Origin of the sequence: Pseudomonas sp. RG1 (genome assembly GCF_025910115.1) — a bacterium.
Classification (GTDB): domain Bacteria; phylum Pseudomonadota; class Gammaproteobacteria; order Pseudomonadales; family Pseudomonadaceae; genus Aquipseudomonas; species Aquipseudomonas atacamensis.
In genome coordinates this window covers 1-25,102 of the sequence record NZ_JAPCIK010000047.1, presented here as the reverse complement: position 1 = coordinate 25,102, position 25,102 = coordinate 1, and the positions used below count along the sequence as shown (strand labels likewise).

Below are 25,102 nucleotides of genomic sequence, written 5' to 3'. Positions count from 1 at the left end.
CGATACTCTCGACGGTCTCAGTTCACAGCGGACGTCGCTTCGACATGACGCGGTAAGGTCACCCGGATACGGGTGCCGCGTTGGCTTTGTACATCAGCCGGGCTGTCGATGGTGATTTGTCCATAATGCTCTTCAACGATGGAATAGACCAGTGCAAGGCCCAGACCGGTGCCTTCACCCGGATCCTTGGTGGTGAAGAAAGGTTCGAACAATCGGTCCATGATGCTCGACGGAATGCCACTGCCTTCGTCTTCGACGATCAGATCGACCGTGTGTTCGCCGGCTTCGCTCTTGACCCGTACCGCACTGTGCGGCGGCGAGGCGTCGCGGGCGTTGGAGAGCAGATTGATCAGCACCTGGGCAAGCCGTTGCGGGTCGCCTTCGACCCAATGATCGGGATCGCACAGGTTGTAGAACTGCACTTCGAAATTGCGCCGGTTCAGCGCCAGCAGGCCGATGGCGTCCTGCGCGACTTCGGCCAGACACACCGGTTCGTCGTTGTGCTGATGACTGCCGGCATGGGCGAAGCTCATCAGCGACTGGACGATGCGCGAGACGCGTTTGGTCTGCTCGAGAATCTGCCCGCTGATTTCCGTCAGCTCGCCGTCGTCTTCGCGCTCTTCGCGCAGGTTCTGCGCCAGGCAGGCGATGCCGGTGATCGGGTTGCCGATTTCGTGGGCCACACCCGCTGCGAGTCTGCCGATGCTGGCCAGCCGTTCGGAATGCACCAGTTTGTCTTCGAGCATCTGCGTTTCGGTCAGATCCTCGACCAGTAACACCAGGCCACTGTTACCCGGGGCCAACGGCTCGTCGATTGCCGCTTTGTGCAGATTCAGCCAGCGGGTCTGACCATCGAGGGCTAGATGCTGTTTGTGCAAATGCTCGTCGGGCAGGTTGATAAAGCCTTGCAGCAGTTCTTTCCACGGGTTGGCGATGGTGCTCAAGCGAGAACCGACCACTCGCTGTGCGGCGATGCCGGTCAGCTCTTCCATCGCCTTGTTCCACATCAGGATCTCCTGATCCTTGGCCAGCGAGCAGACGCCCATCGGCAGTTCCTGCAAGGTCTGGCGGTGGTAGCGGCGCAGGGCATCGAGCTCGGCGGCCAGGCCGGTGAGGCGCGAGTGGTAATCCTCGAGACGGCTTTCAATGAAGTGAATGTCTTCGGTGACGTAGTTTTCGCCGCCAGCCTTATAGGGCAGGAAGGTTTCCACCATATCCTGCGCAACGCTCGGGCCCATCAGGCCGGACAGGTTGGCCTCAATGCGGTCGCGCAACCGGCGCAAGGCATACGGCCGGCGTTCATCGAAGGGCAGATACAAGTCGCGCAGCGCTTGCTCGACTTCTTTCTGCGCAGCCTTGGCGCCGAGCGGTTTGGCCAGTTGCGTGGCGAATTCCTGCGGCGAGGCGGCGTGCAGTTCGCGGCGTTGCGGGCGCCGCACGTTATCCACCGCACAGGCTTCGGCGGCGCTGGCTTCTTCCGGGCTGGCGTTGGTGAACAGTGAGATCAGGGTGAACATCAGCACGTTGGCCGCCAGCGAGGCGATGGCCGCCATGTGCCAACTGGTGTCGTCGAGCACGTAGATCATGTTCAGCAGCGGGATATAGAAGCCCTGCAGATTGCCGACCAGCGGCAGCAGCATGGTCACCACCCAGACCGTGATCCCCGCCAGCAGACCGGCAATGAAGCCGCGGCGGTTGGCGGTGGGCCAGTACAACACCGACAACACCCCGGGCAGAAATTGCAGGGTCGCCACGAACGCGACGATGCCGAGGTTGGCCAGATCCTGCTCGACGCCGAGCATCAGGTAGAAGCCGAAGCCGGCCATGATGATCGCCACGATCAGCGCCCGACGGGTCCATTTCAGCCAGCGGTAGATATTGCCTTCGGCCGGCGGTTGATAAAGCGGCAGCACCAGATGGTTCAGCGCCATGCCCGACAAGGCCAGGGTGGTGACGATGATCAGGCCACTGGCGGCGGACAGGCCACCGACGTAGGCGAGCAAGGCCAGCGGTTTGCTGTTGGCGGCAATGCCGATACCAAGGGTGAAATATTCCGGATCGGTGGTGGCGCCGAGTTTCAGCCCGGCCCAGAGGATCAGCGGTACGGCAAGACTCATCAACAGCAGAAACAACGGCAGGCCCCAACTGGCGCTGACCAGCGAGCGCGGGTTGAGGTTTTCCGTAAAGGTCATGTGATACATGTGCGGCATCACGATCGCCGAGGCAAAGAACACCAGCAGCAGCGTGCGCCACGGACCTTCCTGCAACGGCGTGTGCAGGGCGGCGAGGGCGGTCTGGTTTTGCAGCAGCCACAGTTCGAGCTGTTGCGGGCCGTCGAACACACCATACAGCGCGTACAGGCCAACGCCGCCCAGAGCGATCAGTTTGATGATCGATTCGAAGGCAATCGCGAACACCAGCCCTTCATGTTTCTCGCGCGTGGCGATGTGCCGGGAACCGAAGAAAATCGTGAACAGAATGATCAGCGCACAGAACGCCAGCGCCACGCGGCTTTGCACGCGTTCGCCGGTGAGAATGCCGATCGAGTCGGCCACGGCCTGAATCTGCAGGGCCAGCAACGGCAGCACGCCAATCAGCATGAAAATCGTGGTCAGCGCACCGGCCCAAGTGCTGCGAAAGCGGAAGGCAAACAGATCGGCCAGCGACGACAGTTGATACGTGCGGGTGATCTTCAGGATCGGATAAAGCAGCACCGGCGCCAGCAGGAATGCACCGGACACGCCGAGATAACTGGACAGAAAGCCGTAACCGTACTGATAGGCCAGGCCCACCGTGCCGTAGAACGCCCAGGCACTGGCGTAAACCCCCAGCGACAGGGTGTAGGTCAACGGGTGGCGAATGATCGCGCGCGGGATCATGCCCCGTTCGCTGACCCAGGCAACGCCGAACAGCGCCGCCAGGTACGCGGCGCTGATCAGGATCATCTGGGTCAGGCTAAAGCTCATCGGCATCTTTCTGGCTCTGCAGGATGAAGGTCACGACAATCAGGATCAGCCAGAGCAGATAAGGGCGATACCAGGCGCCCGTCGCGTCGATCCACCAATCCATGATGGCGGGGGAGAACAGGTAGATCCCGACGACCAGAAGCAGGACCAAGCGATAGATGTACATCCCGGCCTCTCTTTTTTATGCGCGTGCCCGAAAACGTGCGGCGATGGTAACGGATGGGCGCGCGACTGCAAGTGTCGTCATTGCAGTTGCGCTTCGGGCAGGGTCAGTGTGCGCGGGATCCCGTCGGCATCCCAATGCGCGCTGCCCCAGGCCAGCAGTTCGCCCGGCGAAGCGTGAGCCAGTTCGGTACCGGGATTCTGCCCCAGTGCGCGCAAGGCCCGCAGCAGCAACGGCGTGGCCTGATCGGCTTCGAGCGGCGGCGAACGGTAGGACTTGCCGAGTTTGTTGCCGTCCGGCTGGGTGATCAGCGGCAGGTGCAGATAGCGCGGCTGTTTCAGGCCGAGCAGTTCTTGCAGGTACAGCTGACGCGGCGTCGAATCGAGCAGATCGGCGCCACGCACGATGTCGGTAATGCCTTGCCAGGCGTCATCGAGTACCACCGCGAGTTGATAGGCGTAGAGACCATCGCGCCGACGGATGACGAAGTCGCCTACGTCGCGGCCCAGGTGCTGGCGGTATTCGCCCTGCACGCGATCAATGAAGTGGTATTCCAGCTCCGGCACGCGCAGGCGGATCGCGGCGTCGTGCTGTTCATGCCCGGCATTGCGGCAAAACCCCGGATAAATCCCGTGATAGGGCTCCAGTTGTTTGCGCGAGCAGGTGCAGGCGTAGGCCAGGCCATGATTGAACAGGCTGTCGAGCACTTCGGCATAAGCCGCGTGTCGATCGCTCTGGCGGACCATTTCGCCGTCCCATTCGAAGCCGTAACTTTCCAGCGCCTTGAGAATCGCCGCTTGCGCACCGGGCTCTTCGCGCGGCGGATCGAGATCTTCCATGCGCACCAGCCAGCGCCCACCGACGGAGCGGGCGTCGAGGTAGGACGCCAACGCAGCGACCAGCGAACCGAAGTGCAGGTGGCCACTGGGGGTGGGGGCGAAGCGGCCGATGTAGGCGGGGGATTTGGCAGTCATGGAGGCGATAAAGGCTATTCAGAATTTAAGCAGGTTACCCCTGTGGGAGCGAGCCTGCTCGCGAAAGCGCTGTGTCAGGCAATAATGAGCTGTCTGAAGGGACGCTTTCGCGAGCAGGCTCGCTCTCACAGGTTCCGTGGGCAAAACACAGAAACAAAAACGGAGCGTTCGCACGCTCCGTTTTTCGTTCAGGTCGAGATTACTTGCCGACCTGCTTTTCCTTGATTTCCGCCAGGGTCTTGCAGTCGATGCACAGATCCGCTGTCGGGCGGGCTTCGAGGCGCTTGACGCCGATCTCGATGCCGCAGGACTCGCACCAGCCGTACTCTTCGTCTTCGATCAGTTGCAGCGTCTTGTCGATTTTCTTGATCAGCTTGCGCTCGCGGTCGCGGGCGCGCAGTTCGAGGGCGAACTCTTCTTCCTGGCTGGCACGGTCGGCCGGGTCAGGGAAATTGGCCGCTTCGTCTTTCATGTGATCAACCGTGCGGTCGACTTCCTGCATCAAGTCCAGTTTCCACTTGTTCAGGATCTTGGTGAAGTGCGCGCGCATTGGAGCGCCCATGTACTCTTCACCCGCCTTCGAAACGTAAGGTTCGAAGCCGCTGATCGTGTCTTTCTGCTGTTGCTTTGCTTGGGTGGACATGAAATAGACCGCCTCTACTCTTGTAATCCATTGCGCAGGATTGCTCCATCACCGACACCTGCCGGCCCTGCGGCTGCAAGCGGGCGAACTTACCAGATCAAATCAGCCTGCGCTACTCCCGGATGTCGAGCCCCCGGCGGGTGGCGCTTGCAGATGTCTGACAAGCCGTGTCTGTGGGAAGGGAGACCTGTTCAATCACTGATTTTAGTCAATCCTGGAGCGTACGTTCAGATCGTTACAGTCCAGCGTTCTTGAGGCTGTGACCTCCACGGGTTCTCGCTCGTTCCGGCAGACAGGTAGAATCGTCTCTTTTTTCCGTCGAAGGCATTCCAATGGGCCCCTACAGTGCGCGCAGTCGTGCGATCGAACCGTTCCATGTGATGGCGCTGCTGGCGCGGGCCAATGAATTGCAGGCCGAAGGCCACGACGTGATCCATCTGGAAATCGGCGAGCCGGACTTCACCACCGCCGAGCCGATCATCCGCGCCGGGCAAGCTGCGTTGAGCGCCGGCAAGACCCGTTACACCGCCGCCCGTGGCATTCCCGAACTGCGCGAGGCGATCGCCGGTTTCTACCAATCGCGGTACGGCCTGAATATCGACCCACGGCGGATTCTGATCACGCCGGGCGGCTCCGGCGCGCTGTTGCTGGCCAGTGCCCTGTTGGTCGATCCGGGTAAACACTGGCTGTTGGCAGACCCCGGCTACCCGTGCAATCGGCATTTCTTGCGGCTGGTCGAAGGCGCGGCGCAACTGGTGCCGGTCGGGCCGGAGGTGCGTTATCAACTGACCCCGGATCTGGTCGAGCGGCATTGGGATCACGACAGTGTCGGCGCCCTTGTCGCTTCGCCGGCCAACCCGACGGGCACTTTGCTGACCCGCGATGAACTGGGCGGATTATCCACAGCGATCAAGGCCAGGCACGGGCACTTGGTGGTGGATGAGATCTACCACGGCCTGACTTACGGCACCGATGCCGCCAGTGTGCTGGAAGTTGATGACAGCGCTTTTGTCCTCAACAGTTTCTCCAAGTATTTCGGCATGACCGGTTGGCGCCTGGGCTGGTTGGTGGCGCCAGAAGCGGCAGTCAGCGAACTGGAAAAACTCGCGCAGAACCTCTACATCAGCGCGCCAAGCATGGCGCAATACGCGGCACTGGCCTGTTTCGAGCCGGCCACCATTGCGATTCTCGAAGAACGCCGCGCCGAGTTTGCGCGCCGTCGCGACTTCCTCCTGCCGGCGCTGCGTGAACTCGGTTTCAACATCGCCGTTGAGCCGGAAGGCGCGTTTTATCTGTACGCCGATATCAGCCGTTTCGGCGGTGATGCCTTCGCGTTCTGCCGGCATTTCCTCGAAACCGAGCACGTTGCCTTTACGCCGGGACTGGATTTCGGTCGTTATCAGGCCAGCCATCACGTGCGCTTCGCTTACACACAAAACCTCGCACGTTTACAGGAAGCGGTTGAGCGCATTGCGCGCGGCTTGAAGAGCTGGCAAGGCTGATGCGCTTTTATCCTGCTCTGGAAGAAGCGCGACTGATTCGCCGATACAAGCGGTTTCTCGCCGATATCGAGACCGTTAGCGGGGAGTTGCTGACCATTCACTGCCCTAACACCGGTTCGATGCTCAATTGCCAAGTCGAGGGCGGGCAGGTCTGGTTCAGTCGCTCCAATGACCCGAAACGCAAATTGCCCGGCACTTGGGAAATTGGCGAAACCCCGCAGGGCCGGCTGTTTTGCGTCAACACCGGGCGCGCCAACGGCTTGGTTGAGGAAGCCTTGCAGGCGGGCGTGATCACCGAGTTGAACGGTTTTACCGCATTGAAGCGTGAGGTTGCCTACGGACAGGAAAAAAGCCGCATCGACTTCCGCCTCGAATACCCCAGCGGCCCGGCGTATGTCGAAGTCAAAAGCGTCACCCTCGGCTTCGACGGCACGGCGGTGGCGGCGTTTCCCGATGCGGTGACCCAGCGCGGCGCCAAACATCTGCGCGAGCTGGCGCATCTGGCGCGCGACGGCATTCGGGCGGTGCAGTTGTACTGCGTGAACCTCACCGGCATCGATGCCGTGCGCCCGGCCGAGGAAATCGATTGGGCTTACGCCGAGGCGCTGCGTGAAGCGGTCGCCTGCGGTGTTGAGGTGTTGGCCTACGGTGTGCGCCTTGACCACGAAGAAATGGTCATCGACCGCCGACTCGACGTGCGGCTAAACGGTTAAACGTCGACCCACACGCCTTGTGTATCTTCCCGGCATTCAATTGCCGTGAGCGACTGCCCGGCGCAGGGGCCGGCGACGCATTCGCCGTCCTCGATCAGAAACAGTGCGCCATGGGTAGCGCACTGGATCAGGCTATTGCTCGGATCGAGAAACTGGTCGGGCTGCCATTCCAGCCCGACGCCCCGGTGCGGGCAGCGATTGAAATAGACAAACACCTTGCCGCCACGACGCACGGCAAACAGCTTTTTGCCTTCGATTTCGAAACCGCGACTGCCACCTTCGGCCAGCTCACTGTCGGCGCAGAGAAACTTCATGGCTATCCTCAAATGTCCGCTCGTGTCTGGATATGTCCGAGCTTGACGTTCAAATGCAAACAATTATCAAATGGCGACCTTCTCCCACAGGGAGTCTGGCCGTTGCCGAGGATACTTGGCTCGCTGCGCCGATGCCCGGGAAACCTTGTTCAAGGAAGCTGCGTATGCGCCTGAAAACCCGCGTTGCCGTACTGTGCGTCGGCCTTTTTCTCAGCCATCAGGCGATCGCAGCGGATTTACCGCAACGCTGGGTCAGCGCCGGCGGTGCGCTGTCGGAATGGGTCAGCGCACTGGGCGGCGAATCGAAGCTGGTAGGGGTCGACACCACCAGTCAGCATCCCCAATCGTTGCAGGCGCTGCCGAGTATTGGTTATCAGCGCAGCCTGTCGGCCGAAGGCATCTTGAGCCTGCGCCCGGACATTCTTGTCGGTACCGAAGAAATGGGGCCGCCGCCGGTTCTGGCGCAAGTCAAAGCCGCCAAAGTGAACGTCGAGCTGTTCTCGGCACAGGCTGATCTGCCGACGCTGGAAAAGAATGTCACTCGTTTGGGCCAGTTGCTCGGCGCACAAAGCCAGGCAGCGCAGCTGCTGCAGAGTTATCAACAGCAGCTCCAGGCGCAGACAGTGCGAGTTACCCAAGTGCAAACCACACAGAAAGCCCCCGGTGTGTTGCTGCTGCTCGGGCACGCCGGCGGCAAGCCGTTGATCGCCGGCAAGGACACTGCCGCCGATTGGCTGCTGCAACAGGCCGGCGGGCACAACCTTGCTACTCATACCGGCTACAAACCGTTTTCTGTCGAATCCCTCGCCAGCCTCGATCCCGAAGTGCTGGTGTTCGCTGACCGAGCGTTGACCGGTGAGGCGGCAAAAGCCGCGTTGTTCAAGGAAAACCCCATCCTCAATTCCAGCCGCGCGGCCAAGAGCGGGCGGGTGATGGAGCTGGACCCGACGCTGCTGGTTGGCGGTCTCGGGCCACGGTTGCCGGCTGCTTTGCAAACCCTGACTGACGGCTTCTACCCGGCCAAGGGCGGCCAATGACCACACTGGTCAAACCCCGTGGCTTGTTTATCGGCCTGACATTGCTGTGTCTGCTCGCGATCTGGCTGTCGCTGGCGCTGGGGCCGGTGAGCCTGCCGCTGTTCGATACCTTGCGCGCGGCGCTGCGTCTGATCGGCGTGCCGTTGGCGCCGCAAGGGTTGGAGCAGGCTGAGCTGATTCTCGGCCAGATCCGCCTGCCGCGAACCTTGCTCGGCTTGGCGGTCGGCGGAGTGCTGGCGCTATCCGGGGTAGCGATGCAGGGCTTGTTTCGTAATCCGCTGGCCGATCCGGGGCTGGTCGGGGTGTCCAGTGGCGCGGCGCTTGGCGCGGCGATTGCGATTGTCGGCGGTTCGTTATTCGGCGGCCTGCCGGAGTGGTTCGGGCCGTATCTGTTGTCGGTGTGTGCGTTTCTTGGCGGGCTCGGGGTGACGGCGCTGGTCTACCGGCTGGGCCGGCGCAACGGTCAGACGCATGTGGCGACCATGTTGCTGGCCGGTATCGCTTTGACGGCGCTGGCCAGTTCGGCGGTCGGTCTGTTCACCTATCTGGCCGATGACGCCACGCTGCGCACCCTGACCTTCTGGAATCTGGGCAGCCTCAACGGCGCCAGTTACGCGCGGCTGTGGCCACTGCTGATCATCACCATCGGCGTGGCGCTGTGGCTGCCGCGTCGGGCCAAGGCATTGAATGCCTTGTTGCTCGGTGAATCCGAGGCCGGTCATCTGGGCATCGATGTCGAACGGCTCAAGCGCGAACTGGTGTTCTGCACCGCGCTGGGTGTCGGCGCGGCGGTGGCGGCGGCGGGCATGATCGGTTTTGTCGGGCTGGTGGTGCCGCATCTGGTGCGCCTGCTGGCCGGCCCCGATCACAAAGTTCTGTTGCCAGCCTCGGTTTTGGCGGGTGCGAGCCTGTTATTGCTCGCCGATCTGGTGGCGCGCCTGGCGCTGGCGCCGGCGGAGTTGCCGATCGGCATTGTCACGGCGTTTATCGGCGCGCCGTTCTTCCTTTATCTGCTGCTGCGAGGGCGTGCCTGATGTTGTCTGCGCACAATCTGCATGTCCGCCGTGGCCGCAAAGCAGTGCTCAGTGGGGTTACGCTCGGGCTCGAACCCGGCGAGGTGCTTGGCGTGCTGGGGCCGAACGGCGCCGGGAAAAGTACGTTGCTTGGCGCATTGTGTGGTGAGTTGCCCGCCAGCGACGGCAATGTCTCGCTCGATGGTCAGACGTTGAGCCACTGGAGCGGAACGCAGCGGGCACAACGACTGGCGGTGTTGCCGCAGGTGTCGACGCTGGATTTTGCCTTCGCCGTGGAAGAGGTCGTCGGCATGGGCCGCTTGCCGTACCAGACCGGGCGCGTACGTGATGACGAAATCGTCGCGGCAGCGCTGGCCGCCGCCGATGCCGGGCACCTGAGTGGGCGCAGTTATCTGGCGTTGTCCGGTGGCGAGCGTCAGCGCGTGCATCTGGCGCGGGTGCTGGCGCAACTCTGGCCGGGTCAGGCCGGGCAAACCCTGTTGCTCGACGAACCGACGTCGATGCTCGATCCGCTGCATCAGCACACCACCTTGCAGGCGGTGCGCGAGTTCGCCGATCGCGGTGCGGCGGTGCTGGTGATCCTGCATGATCTGAATCTGGCGGCACGCTATTGTGATCGTGTGCTGTTGCTGGAGGAGGGGCGCCCGGTTGCGCTGGATACTCCGCAGCAGGTGCTGCGTCCGGATACGCTTAAAGCAGTGTTCGGCCTGGAGGTTTTGGTGCAACCGCACCCGGAGCGTGGGCATCCGCTGATCATCGCCCGCTGAATCATCATCGAGGTGTCGCATGCGTGGATTGTGGTTGTTGGCGCTGGTGTTGCTCGCGGGCTGTCAGCACGTGGCGGCTCCGCCGGTGGGCGCTGATATCCGCGATCTGCGCAGCGGCGAGGTACTTACGGCGCAGCAATTGCTGACGCGTCTGGCTGAGCCTGAGCGTTTGATCATCGGTGAGCAGCACGACAACGCCGATCACCATGCCGCACAGTTGTGGCTGTTGCAGTCGCTCGGCGAGCAGCGAGCGCAAGGCAGTCTGCTGCTGGAAATGCTCTCGCCGGTTCAACAAGCGAAAGTCGATGCGGCGCGCCAGCCGAAATCCGTTCCGGCAGATCTGCCCGCGGCATTGGCCTGGCAAGAGGGCTGGGACTGGAACCTTTACGGGCCGATCGTGCGCTTTGCCCTGTCGCAGCCGTATCCGCTGCTGGCGGCCAATCTCGATGACAGCGAAATCCGCGCGTTCTACCGCAATCCACCTGCTCTGAACGGTCCGCGCAGCAATTCGCTGTCGGTTAAAAAAACTTTGCTTGGGCAAATCAGTGAATCCCACTGCGGCTTGCTGCCCGAATCACAGATGCCAGCAATGCTGGCGATTCAGCAACAGCGTGATCGACGCATGGCCGAACGCATGCTGGCGGCGCCGATGCCTTCGATTCTGCTGGCCGGTGCCTGGCATGCGCGCAAGGATGTCGGCGTGCCGCTGCATCTGTCGGATCTCGGCGCTGGCAAGGCGCCGATCGTATTGATGCTGGCCGAGCAGGGCGCTGCGGTATCGGCGGCGATGGCCGATTACGTCTGGTATACGCCTGCTACGCCGAAGCCGGATTACTGCGAGCAGATGCGCCAGCAATTCGCTAAATGACTTTTCCACAGGCAAAAAAAGACCCGGTAAAAAACCGGGTCAAATAACCGTGATTAGCCTGATGAGGAGATAATCTGAGAGTCCGAACCAAGGGCTTTTCAGAATATCGACTGATCTCGCGACCAGTTGTGATAATCATAGCGATTCTCATTACCGCGTCAACCGCTGATTTTGCAAATCTGTAATTTTGTTTTGCGAGCGGTGGTGAGGCCCTGTGAATAAAGGGCTTTGCGCTAGATGCGCTGCGTCGTCAACTGCGTGATCCTGCGATTCAACTGGCCGATGCGTCGAGCCATGCCCTCAATCAGGCTATGGGCGATCTTCGGATTGCTGCGGGTCATGCTCAAAAATTGATCACCGGGAATCAACATCAACGTGCTCGGCTCGGACGTCACCACCGAAGCGTTGCGCGGCTCGCCGGTAAACAACGCCATGGCGCCGAAAATCTCGTCCTTGGCCACGTCACCGACCTTGTACCCGTCCACAAATGCCTCGGCGTGCCCGTCGATGATCACGAAGACATGATCCGCTGCATCGCCCTGTTGAATCAGCACGGCGCCCGCCTCAACGCGTTTGAAGCCGTTGGTGCTGCGGAACTCTCGGGGTTTCAGCTCGGCCACGGCATGGGCGAGCAGCGCCATTTGCCCGAGCAGATAGCTCAGCAACTGCTCCGATCGATCAGGATCGGCATACAGATGCTGCAAAACCTCAGCGCGCCCATAGGGCACCAGGCGCACAGCGCTGTCGCTGCAAATGCGGCAATCGCTCCATTGCTCGCCACGTTGCAGGCCGAGCAGATCACCTTCCTGCCAGTAGAACAGCGCACGGCCCGCGATGCAGCCATGTACCACGCCCTCGCTCAGCAGAAACAACTGATCGCTCGGCACCTGTGCAAACAGATCGTCCGTTGCCTCCAGCTCGATGACCGGCGCGCACGGCGACAAATCCTGCAACCACTGCCCGGGAAGACTCTGCAAGCGATTGATCAATGCGTCGGCGTGGGCCGATTGTTCCCCCAGTAAATACATGGCGTCAGCGCCTGTTCAGTTCTTGTGGCGCGCGGAAATGGCTTCGAGCTGTTTGTTCAAGGCGTCCTTGCGCTCGGCGGGGATATCGTTCCAGTGCACGTCCATCAACGCGCCCTCGATCGCATACAACAACACCTTCGATGCGCGAAACCCCCGAGTACGCACAGCCCGGTAGGCATCCACTGCACCGAGGCGACGCAAGTCCGAGGCGCTGTGGATGCCCACGGCATGCAGCCATTGCGCCGATGTCTTGCCAAGATTTTTCAGGTGTTGCAGTTCATCATTCATCAAGCCTCCTTGCGACGGCCGAATGGTGCGTGGGCGAGCTTCTCAGCAGTGTAGCCATCAGTAGGAAAAGCGTGGTTGTTTGGTCGGATTCGACGCAAACGCTTCTAAGAAAGGGGGTAAAGGACCTGCGAACGCAGAGGGAAGCGAGTTAGGCGGTTAACAATGTGAGAGCGAGCCTGCTCGCGAAGAGGGCGTATCAGACACAATCGATATCAGCTGACACTACGCCTTCGCGAGCAGGCTCGCTCCGACAGGGGAAAGGCGTGGCGTCAGGAAGATTTCCAGATTTCAGCGGGTGCGATAGCGCAACCGCGTGCCGAAATTCATCGACATCAGAATCTCGTCAGCACTCAGCTCCGGCGGAAAGTACGCCCCGGAAATCTGCGCATGGGCCAGGCTGGCGCCTTCGAGCGAAGCCTTGCGGAAGTCGATGCCGCGCAGGTCGGCGGAGCGGAAGTACGCATCGCGGAAATCCACGCCGTCGGCGTTCAGCTCGCGCAGGTCGAGACCACGGAAATCGCCGCCGACCATGTCGATCGGGCCATCCTGTGGACGTTCTTTGTTGAAGCCTGCAACGTCATCTTTGTGCAGCAGGGCGTAAAGCGGAGTGTCGAGCAGTTTAGGCTGGCTCATGTCAGATCACCTGTTGGTTTTATGACGCCAGTATAGTGCCACTATTTGCCGGCCGTGAAGCGAGCGAGGGCTTCACGGCCGAAATAGTTTTTTACAGACCCGGCAGGCGCTGACGGATCTGCGCGACCACGGTGTCCAGCGTGCCGGATTCATTGGTCTGCACGCGTTTGCTGCGCAGAATCTCCTCCGGGGTCAGCGCTTCGCGATTGGCCTGCTGCGCTTCGATCACTGCCAGGGTGGCGTCGGACGGATCCTTCTGGTCGGCCTGACGCATCGCCAGCCAGCTCTCGATTACCGCTTGCGGGGCGTTGCAGTCGAGGATCAGGAACGGCGTGCCGGTGGCTTCGGCAATCTTCGCCGCGTTGTCGCGCTGTTCACGCTTGAGGTAAGTCGCGTCGATGACCACCGGGAACCCGGCGTGCAGGATCACCTCGGCGATTTCATGCAGGCGCGCGTAGGTCGCGGTGCTGGCATCGGCGCTGTAAATGCCGGCCTGCACATCGTTGGCAACGGTCTGCTCACCAAACAGGCGCTTGCGCTCGACATCGGAACGCAGGCGAATCGCGCCCAGCGCTTCGACCAGGCGCATGGCCACATGGCTCTTGCCGACTGCGGAAACACCGTGGGTAATGGCCATGAAGCGCGAAGGAATGGTGCTGTAGCTTTCCGCCAGGTTGGCGTAGTTGCGGTACTGGCGCAGGGTGGTGGCGCGCTGCACCGCAGTCGCGTCGGCCGGCATGCTGAACAATGCCACCTTGGCCCGCACCAGCGCGCGGTAGGCTTTATAGAAGTTCAGCACTTCCAGGCCCTCATAGTCGCCGGTCAGTTCCAAGTACTGGCTGATGAGGCGACGCGCCAACGATTTCAGGCCACGGTCTTCCAGGTCCATGGCGAGGAAGCCGGTGTCGGCCCAGACGTCAGTGAAACGGAATGGCTCGTTGAACTCGATGCAGTCGAAGATCACCACATTGCCGTCGATGACCGTGGCGTTGCCCAAATGGATGTCGCCGTGGCATTCACGGGTGAAACCTTGCGCCTTGCGCTGGGCGAACAGGGGCTTGAGGCGCTCGAAGCTGCTTTCGGCCCAGGCTTTCAGGGCATCGAGTTGCAGCAAATCGTTTTTGTCGCTGAGGAACGGCAGGATCTGCTCGAAGTTTTGCGCGACCGGCGCCATCACGCTGTCCGGCGTGCCGGCGTCGTGTTCGGCCGGGACTTTCGGGGCGTTGAGATGGAAATGGGCGATCTGTTCGGCCAACGCATCGATGTGCTGAGTGGTCAGTTCGCCATTGGCTTGCAGGGTGCTGAGCAAGCCGCTCTGGGGGAACTGGCGCATTTTCAGCACGTATTCGATAGCCGGGCCGTCGCCGCCCAATTGCGGTGCCTCGACGCTGCCGGTGATTGGCAACACGTCCAGATACAAATCAGCGGTCAGACGCTGGTTCAGACGCAGCTCTTCAGCGCAGAAATGCGCACGGGCGTCGAGGCTGGTGAAGTCGAGGAAGCCGAAATTCACCGGCTTCTTCACTTTATAGGCAAAGGGGCCGGTGAGAATCACCCACGAAATGTGGGTTTCGATGACCTGAAACCCTTCGACGGGATGCGGGTAGAGGGCCGGGTTTTGCAGGGCAGCGATCAGGGACTGGCTCACGGGCGATCCTTCAGAGGCGGGGGAATTCGAGGCGGCCATTATGGCTGCTTGCCCGCCTGACGCAAACCTCCGCGCGTGCCTGTTGAGGATCGATAAAGTGCGTATAATCCGCCGCCATGACTCGATCCCGATCCCCCCGTACCAAGAAAAAACCACCAGCCAAGGGCCTCAGCCCATGGTTGAGCTGGGCCATTAAACTCAGCCTGGTCGGCCTTGTAGTGCTGGCCGGCTTCGCCGTTTACCTCGATGCCGTGGTGCAGGAGAAGTTCTCCGGCAAGCGCTGGACCATCCCGGCCAAGGTATACGCGCGCCCGCTCGAGCTGTTCGTCGGACAGAAGCTCAGCAAGGACGATTTCCTCACCGAACTCGATGCCCTCGGCTATCGCCGCGAAGCCGTGAGCAATGGCCCCGGCGCCGCCGCCGTCAGCGGCAATACGGTTGACCTGAACACCCGTGGCTTCCAGTTCTATGAAGGCCTGGAAAAGCCGCAGCCGGTGCGCGTGCGCTTCTCCGGCGATTACGTTGCCGAGCTGTCCGCGACCAACGGTTCGAAACTGTCGGTGGTGCGCCTCGAGCCGCTGATGATCGGCGGCATTTACCCGAAAAATCTTGAAGACCGCATCCTGATCAAACTCGATCAGGTGCCGCCGTACCTGCTCGAAACCTTGATCGCTGTGGAAGACCGCGACTTCTACAGTCACTGGGGTGTGTCGCCGAAATCGATCGCCCGCGCCGTGTGGATCAACACCTCCGGCGGCAAGATGACCCAGGGCGGCAGTACGCTGACCCAGCAGTTGGTGAAGAACTTCTACCTGACCAGCGAACGCAGCCTGACCCGCAAGCTCACCGAAGCGATGATGGCGTTGCTGCTCGAACTGCATTACGACAAGAAGGAAATCCTTGAGGCCTACCTCAACGAAGTCTTTGTCGGCCAGGACGGTCAGCGTGCGGTGCACGGTTTCGGTCTGGCCAGCCAGTTCTTCTTCGGCCAGCCATTGTCCGAGCTGAAACTGCATCAAGTGGCGTTGCTGGTCGGCATGGTCAAGGGGCCGTCCTACTACAACCCGCGTCGTAACCCGGAGCGCGCGCTGGAGCGGCGTAATCTGGTCCTCGACGTGCTGGCGCAGCAAGGCGTGGCAACCGCCGAGCAGGTCGAAGCGGCGAAGAAAATGCCGCTCGGCGTGACGACTCGCGGCAAGCTCGCCGACAGCTCGTTCCCGGGCTTTATCGATCTGGTCAAACGTCAGTTGCGCGAAGACTACCGCGACGAAGACTTGACCGAAGAAGGCCTGCGCATCTTCACCAGTTTCGACCCGATTCTGCAGATGAAAGCCGAAGCCTCGGTCAACGACACGTTCAAGCGTCTGGCTGGGCGCAAGGGCTCGGATGACGTCGAAGCGGCGATGGTCGTGACCAACCCGGAAACCGGTGAAGTCCAGGCGATGATCGGCAGCCGTCAGGCCAGCTATGCCGGCTTCAACCGCGCGCTGGATGCGGTGCGCCCGATCGGCTCGCTGATCAAACCGGCGGTGTATCTGACCGCGCTCGAGAAGCCGAGCCAGTACACGCTGACCAGTTGGCTGTCGGACGATCCGCTGTCGGTCAAGGGCGCCAACGGTCAGGTGTGGAAGCCGCAGAACTACGATCGCCGCTCCCACGGTACGGTGTTCCTCTATCAGGGCCTGGCGCATTCCTACAACCTGTCGACCTCGCGTCTGGGCCTGGAAGTCGGTGTGCCTAACGTGCTCAAGACCGTGGGTCGCCTGGGCGTCACTCGTGAGTTCCCGGCGTTCCCGTCGATGCTGCTCGGTGCCGGCGGCATGACGCCGATCGAAGTGGCGACCATGTATCAGACGCTGGCCAACGGTGGTTTCAATACGCCGATGCGCGGCATCCGCAGCGTGTTGACCGCCGAGGGCGAGCCGCTCAAGCGCTATCCGTTCCAGATCGAACAGCGCTTCGACCCTGCCTCGATTTACCTGATCCAGAACGCGATGCAGCGGGTGATGCGTGAAGGTACCGGCAGTTCGGTTTATAACGTGCTGCCCAAGACCCTGACACTGGCGGGCAAGACCGGTACCAGTAACGATTCGCGCGACAGCTGGTTCGCCGGTTTCAGTCAGGATCTGCTGGCAGTGGTCTGGCTCGGCCGCGATGACAACGGCAAGACGCCGTTCACCGGGGCCACCGGTGCGCTGCAGGTCTGGACCAGTTTCATGCGCAAGGCCGATCCGCTGCCGCTGGACATGCCGCAGCCGGACAACGTCGTGCAGGCCTGGGTCGATTCGCGCACCGGCCAGGGTTCGGATGCCAACTGCCCCGGCGCGGTACAGATGCCGTATATTCGCGGCAGCGAACCGCCACCCGGCGCCGCGTGTGCAAGCGAAACACCTGCCTCGCCGGAGTCGGTGATGGACTGGGTCAAGGGCTGGATGAATTAAGCAAAGAGGGTTTCAAGTGAACAAGTGGTTGATTCCAGCGGTGACCGCCGTGGCTTTGCTCAGCGGCTGCTCCACCGTACAGCGTGGTTCGATTCCTGTGGTGGATTCGGGCACCGCCGTGTCCAACAGCGAGCGCATCGGCGCCAATGGCGGTTTCCGCCAGACCACGGTCAAGCGCCCGGTGCAGGGCCAGACTCAGGCGATTCCGCAAGGCGATACCGGCGTAGTGGTGATGGTGCCGGGTGGTGGTGCGGCGGTGTCGACACCGATCAGCTCTTCGCCGATCGTCCCGGGGCCGGCATCCGGAGGCATCACGTCGGGGCCTTACAACCCGTCGGCGGTTGAGTCGGCGCCGATCAACTCCGGCAGCTACAGCATGCCGTCGACGCCAAGTGGCATTCCTTCGGCCAGCAGTGGCGGTGGCCTGTCGGCGGATGAGCAACTGGACGGCCCGGTACTCGCCTTGCTGACCACCGCGCAACAGCAACAGGCCGGTGGCGACCTCAATGGTGCTTCTTCCAGCCTGGAGCGGGCGCAACGTGTCGCCCCCCGTGAGCCACAAGTGCTGTACCGTTTGGCGCAAGTACGTATGGCCCAGGGCGATGCGCCGCAAGCCGAGCAATTTGCCCGTCGTGCGCTGACCATGGCCAACGGTCGTCCGGATCTGCAAGCCAGCCTGTGGGAAATCATCGCTCAGTCTCGTGAGAAACAAGGCGATTCCGCCGGCGCCGCACTGGCCCGTCAGAAGGCCAAGGTTTCCCTGTGATGGATGTGCGCTTCCCGAAAATCGCCGATCAGCTGTTGCTGATCGAACGAGAGCTGCGCACCCAGGGCTGGTGGGATGAGGTTGAGCCGTCCGCCGAAGCGCTGAGCAGTGTCGAGCCGTTTTCCGTCGACACGCTGGACTTCGAGCAATGGCTGCAATGGATCTTCCTGCCGCGCATGAAGATGATCCTCGAACAGGATCTGCCGCTGCCGAACGCCTCGGGCATTCAGGAAATGGCGGAAATGGTCTTTGCCCAGCGCAACCTTGGCGGAAAGGATCGGCAGTTGCAGGTGCTGCTCAAAGAGTTTGACCTGCTGATCACTGCGTCCCGCTGAACTAAACTGGGAACTGCCAGGCCTACTGGCAGTTCTCGGCAATCTGCTTCTTCGCTTCGACGATGCGTTCCTGACGCTGTGTATCGTCGAGCCTGCGCACATCCCCCTCGACCTCCTCACGCAAACGCGGATTGTTCTGCAGTTGCGCCAGGTTCGTGCGTGCCTGTTCGCAAAATGCCTTGAGCTGCGCCTGATGCTCGGCGACCTGTTTCTTCACCTTGGCATCAATGGCTTTCTGATCGCCAAGTACGCCGCCGCCCGGCATCGGCGCAGCTTTCGGTGCGGGTGAGGAGGGCGTCTGTACGGTCGTCGACGGTTGGCCCTGCGGCGGCTGTGCATCGAAATGCGTGACGCCTTGGGCATCGACCCATTTGTAGATTTGAGCGGCCGAGCACCATGGGCTGAGACCGATCAGCAGAGTGAGGAGGAGCGTTCGCATGCTGATTCCTTGGCAAAAATGCGCAATTGACGCTAACAGAGTAGCGCTTTTCAGGTTTTTTCTTGCGTTCTCATGTGCTTACCCACAATTAACCACACAGACGACTTGACTTGCAGAGGGCGAAACAGAAGAATCCAAAGTCCGCTGTAGAGGGACTGCCAGAAGCAGACCCACTCGGTAGATCATGAGGCGCACATCCGCGCCGACCTGTTACACCCGCAACGCGTTACCTCGCGCTGGGTGGGAAAGGCCCGCAACACTTGGGACGATCCCAATACTTGCTCAGTCAGTGCTGACGTAGTCGGCGACCACCGTCGCTCATGCTCTGCCGAGAAGTAAACCTATTAAGACCCGCCCCTTTTTTGTGGACGGTATTCTGGCGTTTTAGAGGTGAACAACGTGGAGCTTTTATCTGGCGGTGAGATGCTCGTCCGCTTTTTGCGTGACGAAGGCGTCAAATATATCTACGGGTACCCGGGTGGTGCTCTCCTGCATGTTTACGATGCCCTGTTCAAAGAACCGGAAGTGACCCACATCCTGGTTCGTCACGAACAAGCGGCGACCCATATGGCTGACGGCTACGCCCGTGCCACCGGTAAAGCCGGCGTGGTATTGGTGACTTCCGGTCCAGGCGCCACAAACGCCATTACCGGTATCGCCACCGCCTACATGGACTCGATTCCGATGGTGATCATTTCCGGTCAGGTGCCAAGCACCATGGTCGGCACCGACGCGTTCCAGGAAACCGACATGATCGGTATCTCCCGGCCGATCGTGAAGCACAGCTTCATGATCAAGCACGCTTCGGAAATCCCGGAAGTCATGAAGAAGGCCTTCTACCTGGCGCAATCCGGTCGTCCGGGCCCGGTCGTGGTCGACATCCCGAAAGACATGACCAACCCGGCCGAAAAGTTCGAATACGTTTTTCCGAAAAAAGCCAAGCTGCGCTCCTACAGCCCGGCCGTTCGCGGTCACTCCGGGCAGATCCGCAAAGCAGCGGAAATGTTGTTGGCGGCCAAGCGCCCGGTGCTGTACTCCGGCGGCGGCGTGATTCTCGGCAATGGCTCCGCGCAACTGACCGAACTGGCAAAAATGCTCAACCTGCCGGTGACCAACACCTTGATGGGTCTGGGCGCATTCCCTGGCACTGACCGTCAGTTCATCGGCATGCTGGGTATGCACGGCAGCTATACCGCGAACCTGGCGATGCACCATGCCGACGTGATCCTCGCAGTGGGCGCACGCTTCGACGATCGGGTGATCAACGGCCCGGCGAAATTCTGCCCGAACGCCAAGATCATCCACATCGACATCGACCCGGCGTCGATTTCCAAGACCATCAAGGCCGACGTGCCGATCGTTGGTCCGGTCGAGAGCGTCCTGACCGAAATGGTCGCGATTCTCAAGGAAATCGGCGAGACCCCGAACAAGGAGTCCGTAGCCAGCTGGTGGAAGCAGGTCGATGAATGGCGCGGTGATCGCGGCCTGTTCCCTTATGAAAAGGGCGACGGCAGCAAGATCAAGCCGCAGACCGTGATCGAAACCCTCTGCGAAGTGACCAAAGGCGACGCCTTTGTGACCTCCGACGTTGGTCAGCACCAGATGTTTGCCGCGCAGTACTACACGTTCAACAAGCCGAACCGCTGGATCAACTCCGGTGGTCTGGGCACGATGGGCTTCGGTCTGCCAGCAGCGATGGGCATCAAACTGAGCTTCCCGGACGATGACGTTGCCTGCGTCACCGGCGAAGGCAGTATCCAGATGAACATCCAGGAGCTGTCGACCTGCCTGCAATACGGCTTGCCGGTGAAGATCGTCATCCTCAACAACGGTGTGCTGGGCATGGTTCGCCAGTGGCAGGACATGAGCTACGGCAGCCGTCACTCGCACTCCTACATGGAATCGCTGCCCGACTTCATCAAGCTGGCTGAAGCCTACGGCCACGTTGGCGTACGCATCACCGAATCGAAAGACTTGAAGTCGAAGATGGCCGAAGCGTTTGCCATGAAGGATCGCCTGGTGATCATCGATGTTGCGGTCGACACCAGCGAGCACGTCTACCCGATGCAGATCAAAGACGGCTCCATGCGCGATATGTGGCTGAGCAAGACGGAGCGTACTTAATCATGCGGCACATTATTTCCCTGCTTCTGGAAAACGAACCCGGCGCTCTGTCTCGCGTAGTCGGCCTGTTCTCGCAGCGCAACTACAACATCGAAAGCCTGACCGTGGCCCCGACCGAAGACCCGACCCTGTCGCGTCTGACGCTGACCACCGTGGGCCACGATGAAGTGATCGAGCAGATCACCAAAAACCTGAACAAGCTGATCGAAGTGGTCAAGCTGGTGGACCTGTCGGAAAGCGCTCACATCGAGCGTGAACTGATGCTGGTCAAGGTCAAGGCCACTGGCGCCCAGCGCGCCGAGATCAAACGCACCACCGATATCTACCGTGGGCAGATCGTCGACGTCAGCGCCAGCGTGTATACCGTTCAATTGACCGGTACCAGCGACAAGCTCGACAGCTTCATTCAGTCCATCGGCACCGCATCGATTCTGGAAACCGTCCGTAGCGGCGTGACCGGCATTGCTCGCGGCGACAAAGTACTCAGCATCTAAACCAAATTAGCGCATGGCCTGAACGGCCGGATATAAGGGGAAATTCATGAAAGTTTTCTACGATAAAGACTGCGACCTGTCGATCATCCAGGGCAAGAAAGTTGCCATCATCGGTTACGGCTCCCAGGGCCACGCTCAGGCGTGCAACCTGAAAGACTCCGGTGTCGACGTTACCGTCGGTCTGCGTAAAGGTTCGGCCACCGTTGCCAAAGCCGAAGCTCACGGCCTGAAAGTGACCGACGTTGCTTCCGCTGTTGCCGCTGCCGACCTGGTCATGATCCTGACCCCGGACGAGTTCCAGTCCTCGCTGTACAAGAACGAAATCGAGCCGAACATCAAGAAAGGCGCCACTCTGGCCTTCTCCCACGGCTTCGCGATTCACTACAACCAGGTTGTTCCGCGTGCCGACCTCGACGTAATCATGATCGCGCCGAAAGCCCCGGGCCACACCGTGCGTTCCGAGTTCGTCAAAGGCGGCGGTATCCCTGACCTGATCGCGATCTACCAGGACGCCTCGGGCAACGCCAAGAACGTTGCACTGTCCTATGCCGCTGGCGTTGGTGGCGGTCGTACCGGCATCATCGAAACAACCTTCAAGGACGAGACCGAAACCGACCTGTTCGGCGAACAAGCCGTTCTGTGCGGCGGTACCGTTGAACTGGTGAAAGCCGGTTTCGAAACCCTGGTTGAAGCTGGCTACGCGCCGGAAATGGCCTACTTCGAGTGCCTGCACGAACTGAAGCTGATCGTTGACCTCATGTACGAAGGCGGTATCGCCAACATGAACTACTCGATCTCCAACAACGCCGAATACGGCGAGTACGTGACTGGCCCGGAAGTGATCAACGCCGAATCCCGTCAGGCCATGCGCAACGCCCTGAAACGTATTCAGGACGGCGAATACGCCAAAATGTTCATCAGCGAAGGCGCAACCGGCTACCCTTCGATGACCGCCAAGCGTCGTAACAACGCCGCTCACGGCATCGAAATCATCGGCGAGCAACTGCGCTCCATGATGCCGTGGATCGGTGCCAACAAGATCGTCGACAAAGCCAAGAACTGAGTCGTCGTTCCTTGTACGAAAAACGCGGCCTCGGCCGCGTTTTTTCGTTTGGGCCGGTGCTTCTGGTATAAAGCTGCATCGTTTGTGGCCGAACTGTCGTCCTCAAGCCTCTGTCGAATTTTTTCCAAACCGTTGCAAGGTAATGTCCATGAGCGAACGTCCCGAAGAGCCGAACAAGGCTTCCGACGCCGAAAGCCTGCTGCCCATCGATGAACACATCGAAGAAGGGCACGACGCAGAAGGTCGTAAAGTCCGGCATCGTGGTATCTATCTGCTGCCGAACCTGTTCACCACTGCCAACCTGTTCGCAGGCTTCTATTCCATCATCAACTCGATGAGCGCCCAGGCCGCGTTGAGCGCCGGCGACTCGGTGAATGCGAGCAAGTACTTCGCTTTCGCTGCGATCGCGATTTTCGTCGCGATGGTGCTCGACGGCCTCGATGGTCGCGTGGCGCGCATGACCAATACGCAAAGTGCCTTCGGCGCCGAGTACGACTCGCTGTCGGACATGGTCGCCTTCGGCGTCGCGCCGGCATTGCTGGCCTTCGGCTGGGCGCTGGGAGACATGGGCAAGGTCGGCTGGATGGTCGCCTTCATATATGTAGCGGGTGCGGCGTTGCGTCTGGCGCGTTTCAACACCCAGGTCGGCACGGCGGACAAACGCTACTTCATCGGTCTGGCCAGCCCGGCGGCGGCAGGTGTGGTGGCCGGTATTGTCTGGGCGTTCAGCGATTACGGCATCCAGGGTTCGAAGATGTCGTTCCTGGTGGCCTTGATGGTGGCGGCGGCCGGCATGCTGATGGTCAGCAACATCAAGTACAACAGCTTCAAGGAGCTGGATCTCAAAGGTCGCGTGCCGTTCGTGGCGATCCTCGCGGTGGTGCTGGTATTCGCTGTCGTGTTCAGTGATCCGCCGCGCATTCTGCTGCTGGTGTTCCTCGCCTATGCGGCGTCCGGTCCGGTGCAATATCTGTTGCGTCTTCGTCGTCACAAAAACGCCGAGTGATGTAATTTCCCGCATACTCCGCAGTCTATGGGTGCACCTGTCCTCCAAAGCTGCGGAGTTGTCATGTTGATCAAGATCCCCAAAGCATCCGACTGCCATGAGTCGGATGTCACGCCTGAAGCCATTTATCTCTCCCGTCGCCAATTGCTCGGCGCCACTGCTGCCGGTATTGCCGTGAGCAGCCTGCCGCGCTGGGCCAGCGCAGCTGATGCCCCGCGTTACTCTGAAGTCGAATCCGGCAAGGCTCCGGCCTGGTTTGCCGAAAAGCTTCCTTCTACTCAATGGGGGGCGGTCAACGTCAAGGACGAGGCGATCACGCCTTATAAAGACGCGACGAACTACAACAACTTTTATGAGTTCGGTACCGGCAAGGGAGATCCCGCGAGGAACGCTGGCGACCTGAAAACCGAACCCTGGAGCGTGGTGATTGACGGGGAGGTGGGTAAGCCGGGGCGTTATGCGCTGGAAGACTTCATGAAACCGTATCAGTTGGAGGAGCGTATTTATCGTCTGCGCTGCGTCGAGGCGTGGTCGATGGTCATTCCCTGGATCGGCTTTCCCATCTCGGCCTTGCTCAAACAGGTCGAACCGACTTCCAAAGCCAAATACATCCGCTTCGAAACCTTGCAGGATCCCAAGAGCATGCCCGGCCAGCGTTCCGGTTTTGCCTTGATCGACTGGCCGTATGTCGAAGGCTTGCGTCTCGATGAGGCGATGAGTCCTTTGGCGATCCTGGCGGTGGGCATGTATGGCCGCGAACTGCCGAACCAGAACGGCGCGCCTCTGCGTCTGGTGGTGCCGTGGAAGTACGGCTTTAAAAGCGTGAAGTCCATTGTGCGCATCAGTCTGGTCAGTGAGCAGCCGAAGACCACCTGGCAAAGCATTGCTGCCGATGAATATGGCTTCTACGCGAATGTGAATCCTACCGTCGACCATCCACGCTGGACCCAGGCGCGCGAGCGGCGCCTGCCGAACAGTCTGTTCAAACCGAATGTGCGCGATACGCAGATGTTCAACGGCTACTCCGATGAAGTCGCTTCTTTATATACAGGGCTCGATCTGCGGAAGAACTACTGATGCGTTATCCGTTCTGGCGAGTGGGCGTTTTCATTGCTGCGGCGGTCTGGCCATTGCTGTGGTTCTATCAAGCGTTCGCCGATCTGCTCGGGCCTGATCCGGGCAAGGTGCTGGTTGATCGTCTCGGGCTTGGCACGCTGGTGTTGCTGTTGATTACGCTGAGCATGACGCCGTTGCAAAAGCTGAGTGGCTGGGCGGGGTGGATTGCAGTGCGCCGGCAGTTAGGGCTTTGGTGTTTTGCTTATGTGACGCTGCATCTGTTCAGCTATATGGCGTTTATCCTCGGGTTCGATTGGTCACAGTTGGGCGTTGAGCTACGCAAGCGTCCTTACATTATTGTCGGTGCGCTGGGCTTTCTCGGATTGCTGATACTGGCGGTGACGTCCAATCGTTATAGTCAGCGTCGTTTGGGAGCTCGCTGGAAGAAGCTGCATCGCCTGGTTTACCTGATTCTCGGACTGGGTTTGCTGCATATGCTGTGGATCGTGCGGGCCGATCTGGAAGAGTGGACCATTTATGCCTTTATAGGTGGCGTGCTTTTGCTGCTTCGTCTGCCGCCGGTGATGAAGCGAATCCCGCGTTTACTGGGTAAAAAGCAAAATCTGCAAGAAAAGCGAAGTTAACGGTTGACGGCAGATTCCAGAGGTCTATAATTCGCCCCACTTCCGGCGCAGTCGAAACGGAAAACTCCTTGAGATTCAAAGAGTTAAGCAGTTTTCGACAGCGGCTTGCTTCAGATCATCGAAGCCTGGAAGGAGTTGAAGGAGCAGTGATGTGTA

General features: G+C 60.5%; 25 protein-coding genes. 15 read left to right on the top strand and 10 right to left on the bottom strand.

What is annotated here, in order from left to right:
* Positions 1-17: 17 nt before the first annotated feature.
* The 4 genes from OK411_RS23825 to dksA all read right to left on the bottom strand — a co-directional run bounded on the left by OK411_RS23825 (position 18) and on the right by dksA (position 4,746).
* A complete protein-coding gene (locus OK411_RS23825; RefSeq protein WP_024014332.1) occupies positions 18-2,972 on the bottom strand; it encodes a sensor histidine kinase in 2,955 nt (984 codons plus the stop codon).
* The gene (locus tag OK411_RS23820; protein ID WP_003176118.1) at positions 2,956-3,132 is read right to left on the bottom strand and encodes a hypothetical protein; all 177 of its coding nucleotides are present in this window, start codon (positions 3,130-3,132) and stop codon (positions 2,956-2,958) included. The genes OK411_RS23825 and OK411_RS23820 overlap by 17 nt, the downstream gene beginning before the upstream one ends.
* A gap of 77 nt (positions 3,133-3,209) precedes the next feature.
* Complete coding sequence (gluQRS, locus tag OK411_RS23815) at positions 3,210-4,103, bottom strand: tRNA glutamyl-Q(34) synthetase GluQRS (protein WP_130927871.1); 894 nt, start codon at positions 4,101-4,103, stop codon at positions 3,210-3,212.
* Positions 4,104-4,302: 199 nt separating this feature from the next.
* On the bottom strand, positions 4,303-4,746 hold the full coding sequence (dksA, locus tag OK411_RS23810) for an RNA polymerase-binding protein DksA (protein WP_016773167.1): 444 nt from the start codon (positions 4,744-4,746) through the stop codon (positions 4,303-4,305).
* A gap of 332 nt (positions 4,747-5,078) precedes the next feature.
* Between dksA and OK411_RS23805 the strand changes: the two genes are divergently transcribed.
* On the top strand, positions 5,079-6,248 hold the full coding sequence (locus tag OK411_RS23805; protein ID WP_016773168.1) for a pyridoxal phosphate-dependent aminotransferase: 1,170 nt from the start codon (positions 5,079-5,081) through the stop codon (positions 6,246-6,248).
* On the top strand, positions 6,248-6,961 hold the full coding sequence (sfsA, locus tag OK411_RS23800; RefSeq protein ID WP_024014329.1) for a DNA/RNA nuclease SfsA: 714 nt from the start codon (positions 6,248-6,250) through the stop codon (positions 6,959-6,961). The genes OK411_RS23805 and sfsA overlap by 1 nt, the downstream gene beginning before the upstream one ends.
* Here sfsA and OK411_RS23795 read toward each other — a convergent pair.
* A complete protein-coding gene (locus OK411_RS23795; protein WP_024014328.1) occupies positions 6,958-7,275 on the bottom strand; it encodes a Rieske (2Fe-2S) protein in 318 nt (105 codons plus the stop codon). The two genes, sfsA and OK411_RS23795, sit on opposite strands and share 4 nt — an antisense overlap.
* Before the next feature lie 164 nt (positions 7,276-7,439).
* On the opposite strand from OK411_RS23795, the gene OK411_RS23790 reads away from it, so the two are divergent.
* The 4 genes from OK411_RS23790 to OK411_RS23775 are packed head-to-tail and all read left to right on the top strand — an operon-like array spanning position 7,440 to position 10,981.
* On the top strand, positions 7,440-8,312 hold the full coding sequence (locus tag OK411_RS23790; protein WP_130900974.1) for a heme/hemin ABC transporter substrate-binding protein: 873 nt from the start codon (positions 7,440-7,442) through the stop codon (positions 8,310-8,312).
* Positions 8,313-8,362: 50 nt separating this feature from the next.
* Positions 8,363-9,346: a FecCD family ABC transporter permease gene (locus OK411_RS23785; RefSeq protein ID WP_167333571.1), complete on the top strand. Its 984-nt coding sequence runs from the start codon at positions 8,363-8,365 to the stop codon at positions 9,344-9,346.
* Positions 9,346-10,113, top strand: a complete 768-nt coding sequence (locus OK411_RS23780; protein WP_264365774.1) for a heme ABC transporter ATP-binding protein — start codon at positions 9,346-9,348, stop codon at positions 10,111-10,113. Before OK411_RS23785 ends, OK411_RS23780 begins: the two co-directional genes overlap by 1 nt.
* A 19-nt stretch (positions 10,114-10,132) precedes the next feature.
* A complete protein-coding gene (locus OK411_RS23775; protein ID WP_264365773.1) occupies positions 10,133-10,981 on the top strand; it encodes a ChaN family lipoprotein in 849 nt (282 codons plus the stop codon).
* 233 nt (positions 10,982-11,214) lie between these two features.
* Here the strand turns inward: OK411_RS23775 and OK411_RS23770 are convergent, their stop codons facing one another.
* From OK411_RS23770 to OK411_RS23755, 4 genes are all read right to left on the bottom strand, one after another.
* The gene (locus tag OK411_RS23770) at positions 11,215-12,009 is read right to left on the bottom strand and encodes a Crp/Fnr family transcriptional regulator (protein WP_264365772.1); all 795 of its coding nucleotides are present in this window, start codon (positions 12,007-12,009) and stop codon (positions 11,215-11,217) included.
* Positions 12,010-12,024: 15 nt separating this feature from the next.
* Positions 12,025-12,297 carry a TfoX/Sxy family protein gene (locus OK411_RS23765; protein ID WP_016773175.1) on the bottom strand — a complete coding sequence of 91 codons (273 nt, stop codon included), beginning with the start codon at positions 12,295-12,297 and terminating at the stop codon, positions 12,025-12,027.
* 288 nt (positions 12,298-12,585) lie between these two features.
* The gene (locus OK411_RS23760; protein ID WP_039761605.1) at positions 12,586-12,930 is read right to left on the bottom strand and encodes a pentapeptide repeat-containing protein; all 345 of its coding nucleotides are present in this window, start codon (positions 12,928-12,930) and stop codon (positions 12,586-12,588) included.
* Positions 12,931-13,021: 91 nt separating this feature from the next.
* Complete coding sequence (locus OK411_RS23755) at positions 13,022-14,578, bottom strand: AAA family ATPase (protein ID WP_264365771.1); 1,557 nt, start codon at positions 14,576-14,578, stop codon at positions 13,022-13,024.
* Positions 14,579-14,694: 116 nt separating this feature from the next.
* Between OK411_RS23755 and mrcB the strand changes: the two genes are divergently transcribed.
* Genes mrcB through OK411_RS23740 form a run of 3 tightly spaced genes read left to right on the top strand, consistent with a single transcriptional unit; the run spans position 14,695 to position 18,120 of the window.
* Positions 14,695-17,019 carry a penicillin-binding protein 1B gene (gene mrcB / locus OK411_RS23750; protein ID WP_122706096.1) on the top strand — a complete coding sequence of 775 codons (2,325 nt, stop codon included), beginning with the start codon at positions 14,695-14,697 and terminating at the stop codon, positions 17,017-17,019.
* 16 nt (positions 17,020-17,035) lie between these two features.
* Positions 17,036-17,785, top strand: a complete 750-nt coding sequence (locus tag OK411_RS23745) for a tetratricopeptide repeat protein (RefSeq protein WP_016773179.1) — start codon at positions 17,036-17,038, stop codon at positions 17,783-17,785.
* Positions 17,785-18,120: a YqcC family protein gene (locus tag OK411_RS23740; RefSeq protein ID WP_016773180.1), complete on the top strand. Its 336-nt coding sequence runs from the start codon at positions 17,785-17,787 to the stop codon at positions 18,118-18,120. Before OK411_RS23745 ends, OK411_RS23740 begins: the two co-directional genes overlap by 1 nt.
* A gap of 22 nt (positions 18,121-18,142) precedes the next feature.
* On the opposite strand, the gene OK411_RS23735 is transcribed toward OK411_RS23740, so the two are convergent.
* Positions 18,143-18,559, bottom strand: coding sequence for a DUF4124 domain-containing protein (locus OK411_RS23735; RefSeq protein WP_264365770.1), 417 nt, complete (start codon positions 18,557-18,559; stop codon positions 18,143-18,145).
* 399 nt (positions 18,560-18,958) lie between these two features.
* Here OK411_RS23735 and OK411_RS23730 point away from each other — a divergent pair, with 399 nt between their 5' ends.
* From OK411_RS23730 to msrQ, 6 genes are all read left to right on the top strand, one after another.
* Positions 18,959-20,683: an acetolactate synthase 3 large subunit gene (locus OK411_RS23730; protein ID WP_039761986.1), complete on the top strand. Its 1,725-nt coding sequence runs from the start codon at positions 18,959-18,961 to the stop codon at positions 20,681-20,683.
* A 2-nt stretch (positions 20,684-20,685) separates the two neighbouring features.
* Positions 20,686-21,177, top strand: a complete 492-nt coding sequence (gene ilvN / locus OK411_RS23725) for an acetolactate synthase small subunit (protein ID WP_003176102.1) — start codon at positions 20,686-20,688, stop codon at positions 21,175-21,177.
* A 46-nt stretch (positions 21,178-21,223) separates the two neighbouring features.
* Positions 21,224-22,240: a ketol-acid reductoisomerase gene (ilvC, locus tag OK411_RS23720; protein ID WP_003228216.1), complete on the top strand. Its 1,017-nt coding sequence runs from the start codon at positions 21,224-21,226 to the stop codon at positions 22,238-22,240.
* A gap of 148 nt (positions 22,241-22,388) precedes the next feature.
* Positions 22,389-23,246 carry a CDP-diacylglycerol--serine O-phosphatidyltransferase gene (pssA, locus tag OK411_RS23715; RefSeq protein WP_016773182.1) on the top strand — a complete coding sequence of 286 codons (858 nt, stop codon included), beginning with the start codon at positions 22,389-22,391 and terminating at the stop codon, positions 23,244-23,246.
* A gap of 63 nt (positions 23,247-23,309) precedes the next feature.
* Positions 23,310-24,323, top strand: coding sequence for a protein-methionine-sulfoxide reductase catalytic subunit MsrP (msrP, locus tag OK411_RS23710; RefSeq protein ID WP_136494025.1), 1,014 nt, complete (start codon positions 23,310-23,312; stop codon positions 24,321-24,323).
* Entirely contained in the window at positions 24,323-24,946 is a 624-nt protein-coding gene (msrQ, locus tag OK411_RS23705; RefSeq protein ID WP_136494024.1) for a protein-methionine-sulfoxide reductase heme-binding subunit MsrQ, read from the top strand. The genes msrP and msrQ overlap by 1 nt, the downstream gene beginning before the upstream one ends.
* The last annotated feature ends 156 nt before the right edge of the window (positions 24,947-25,102 follow it).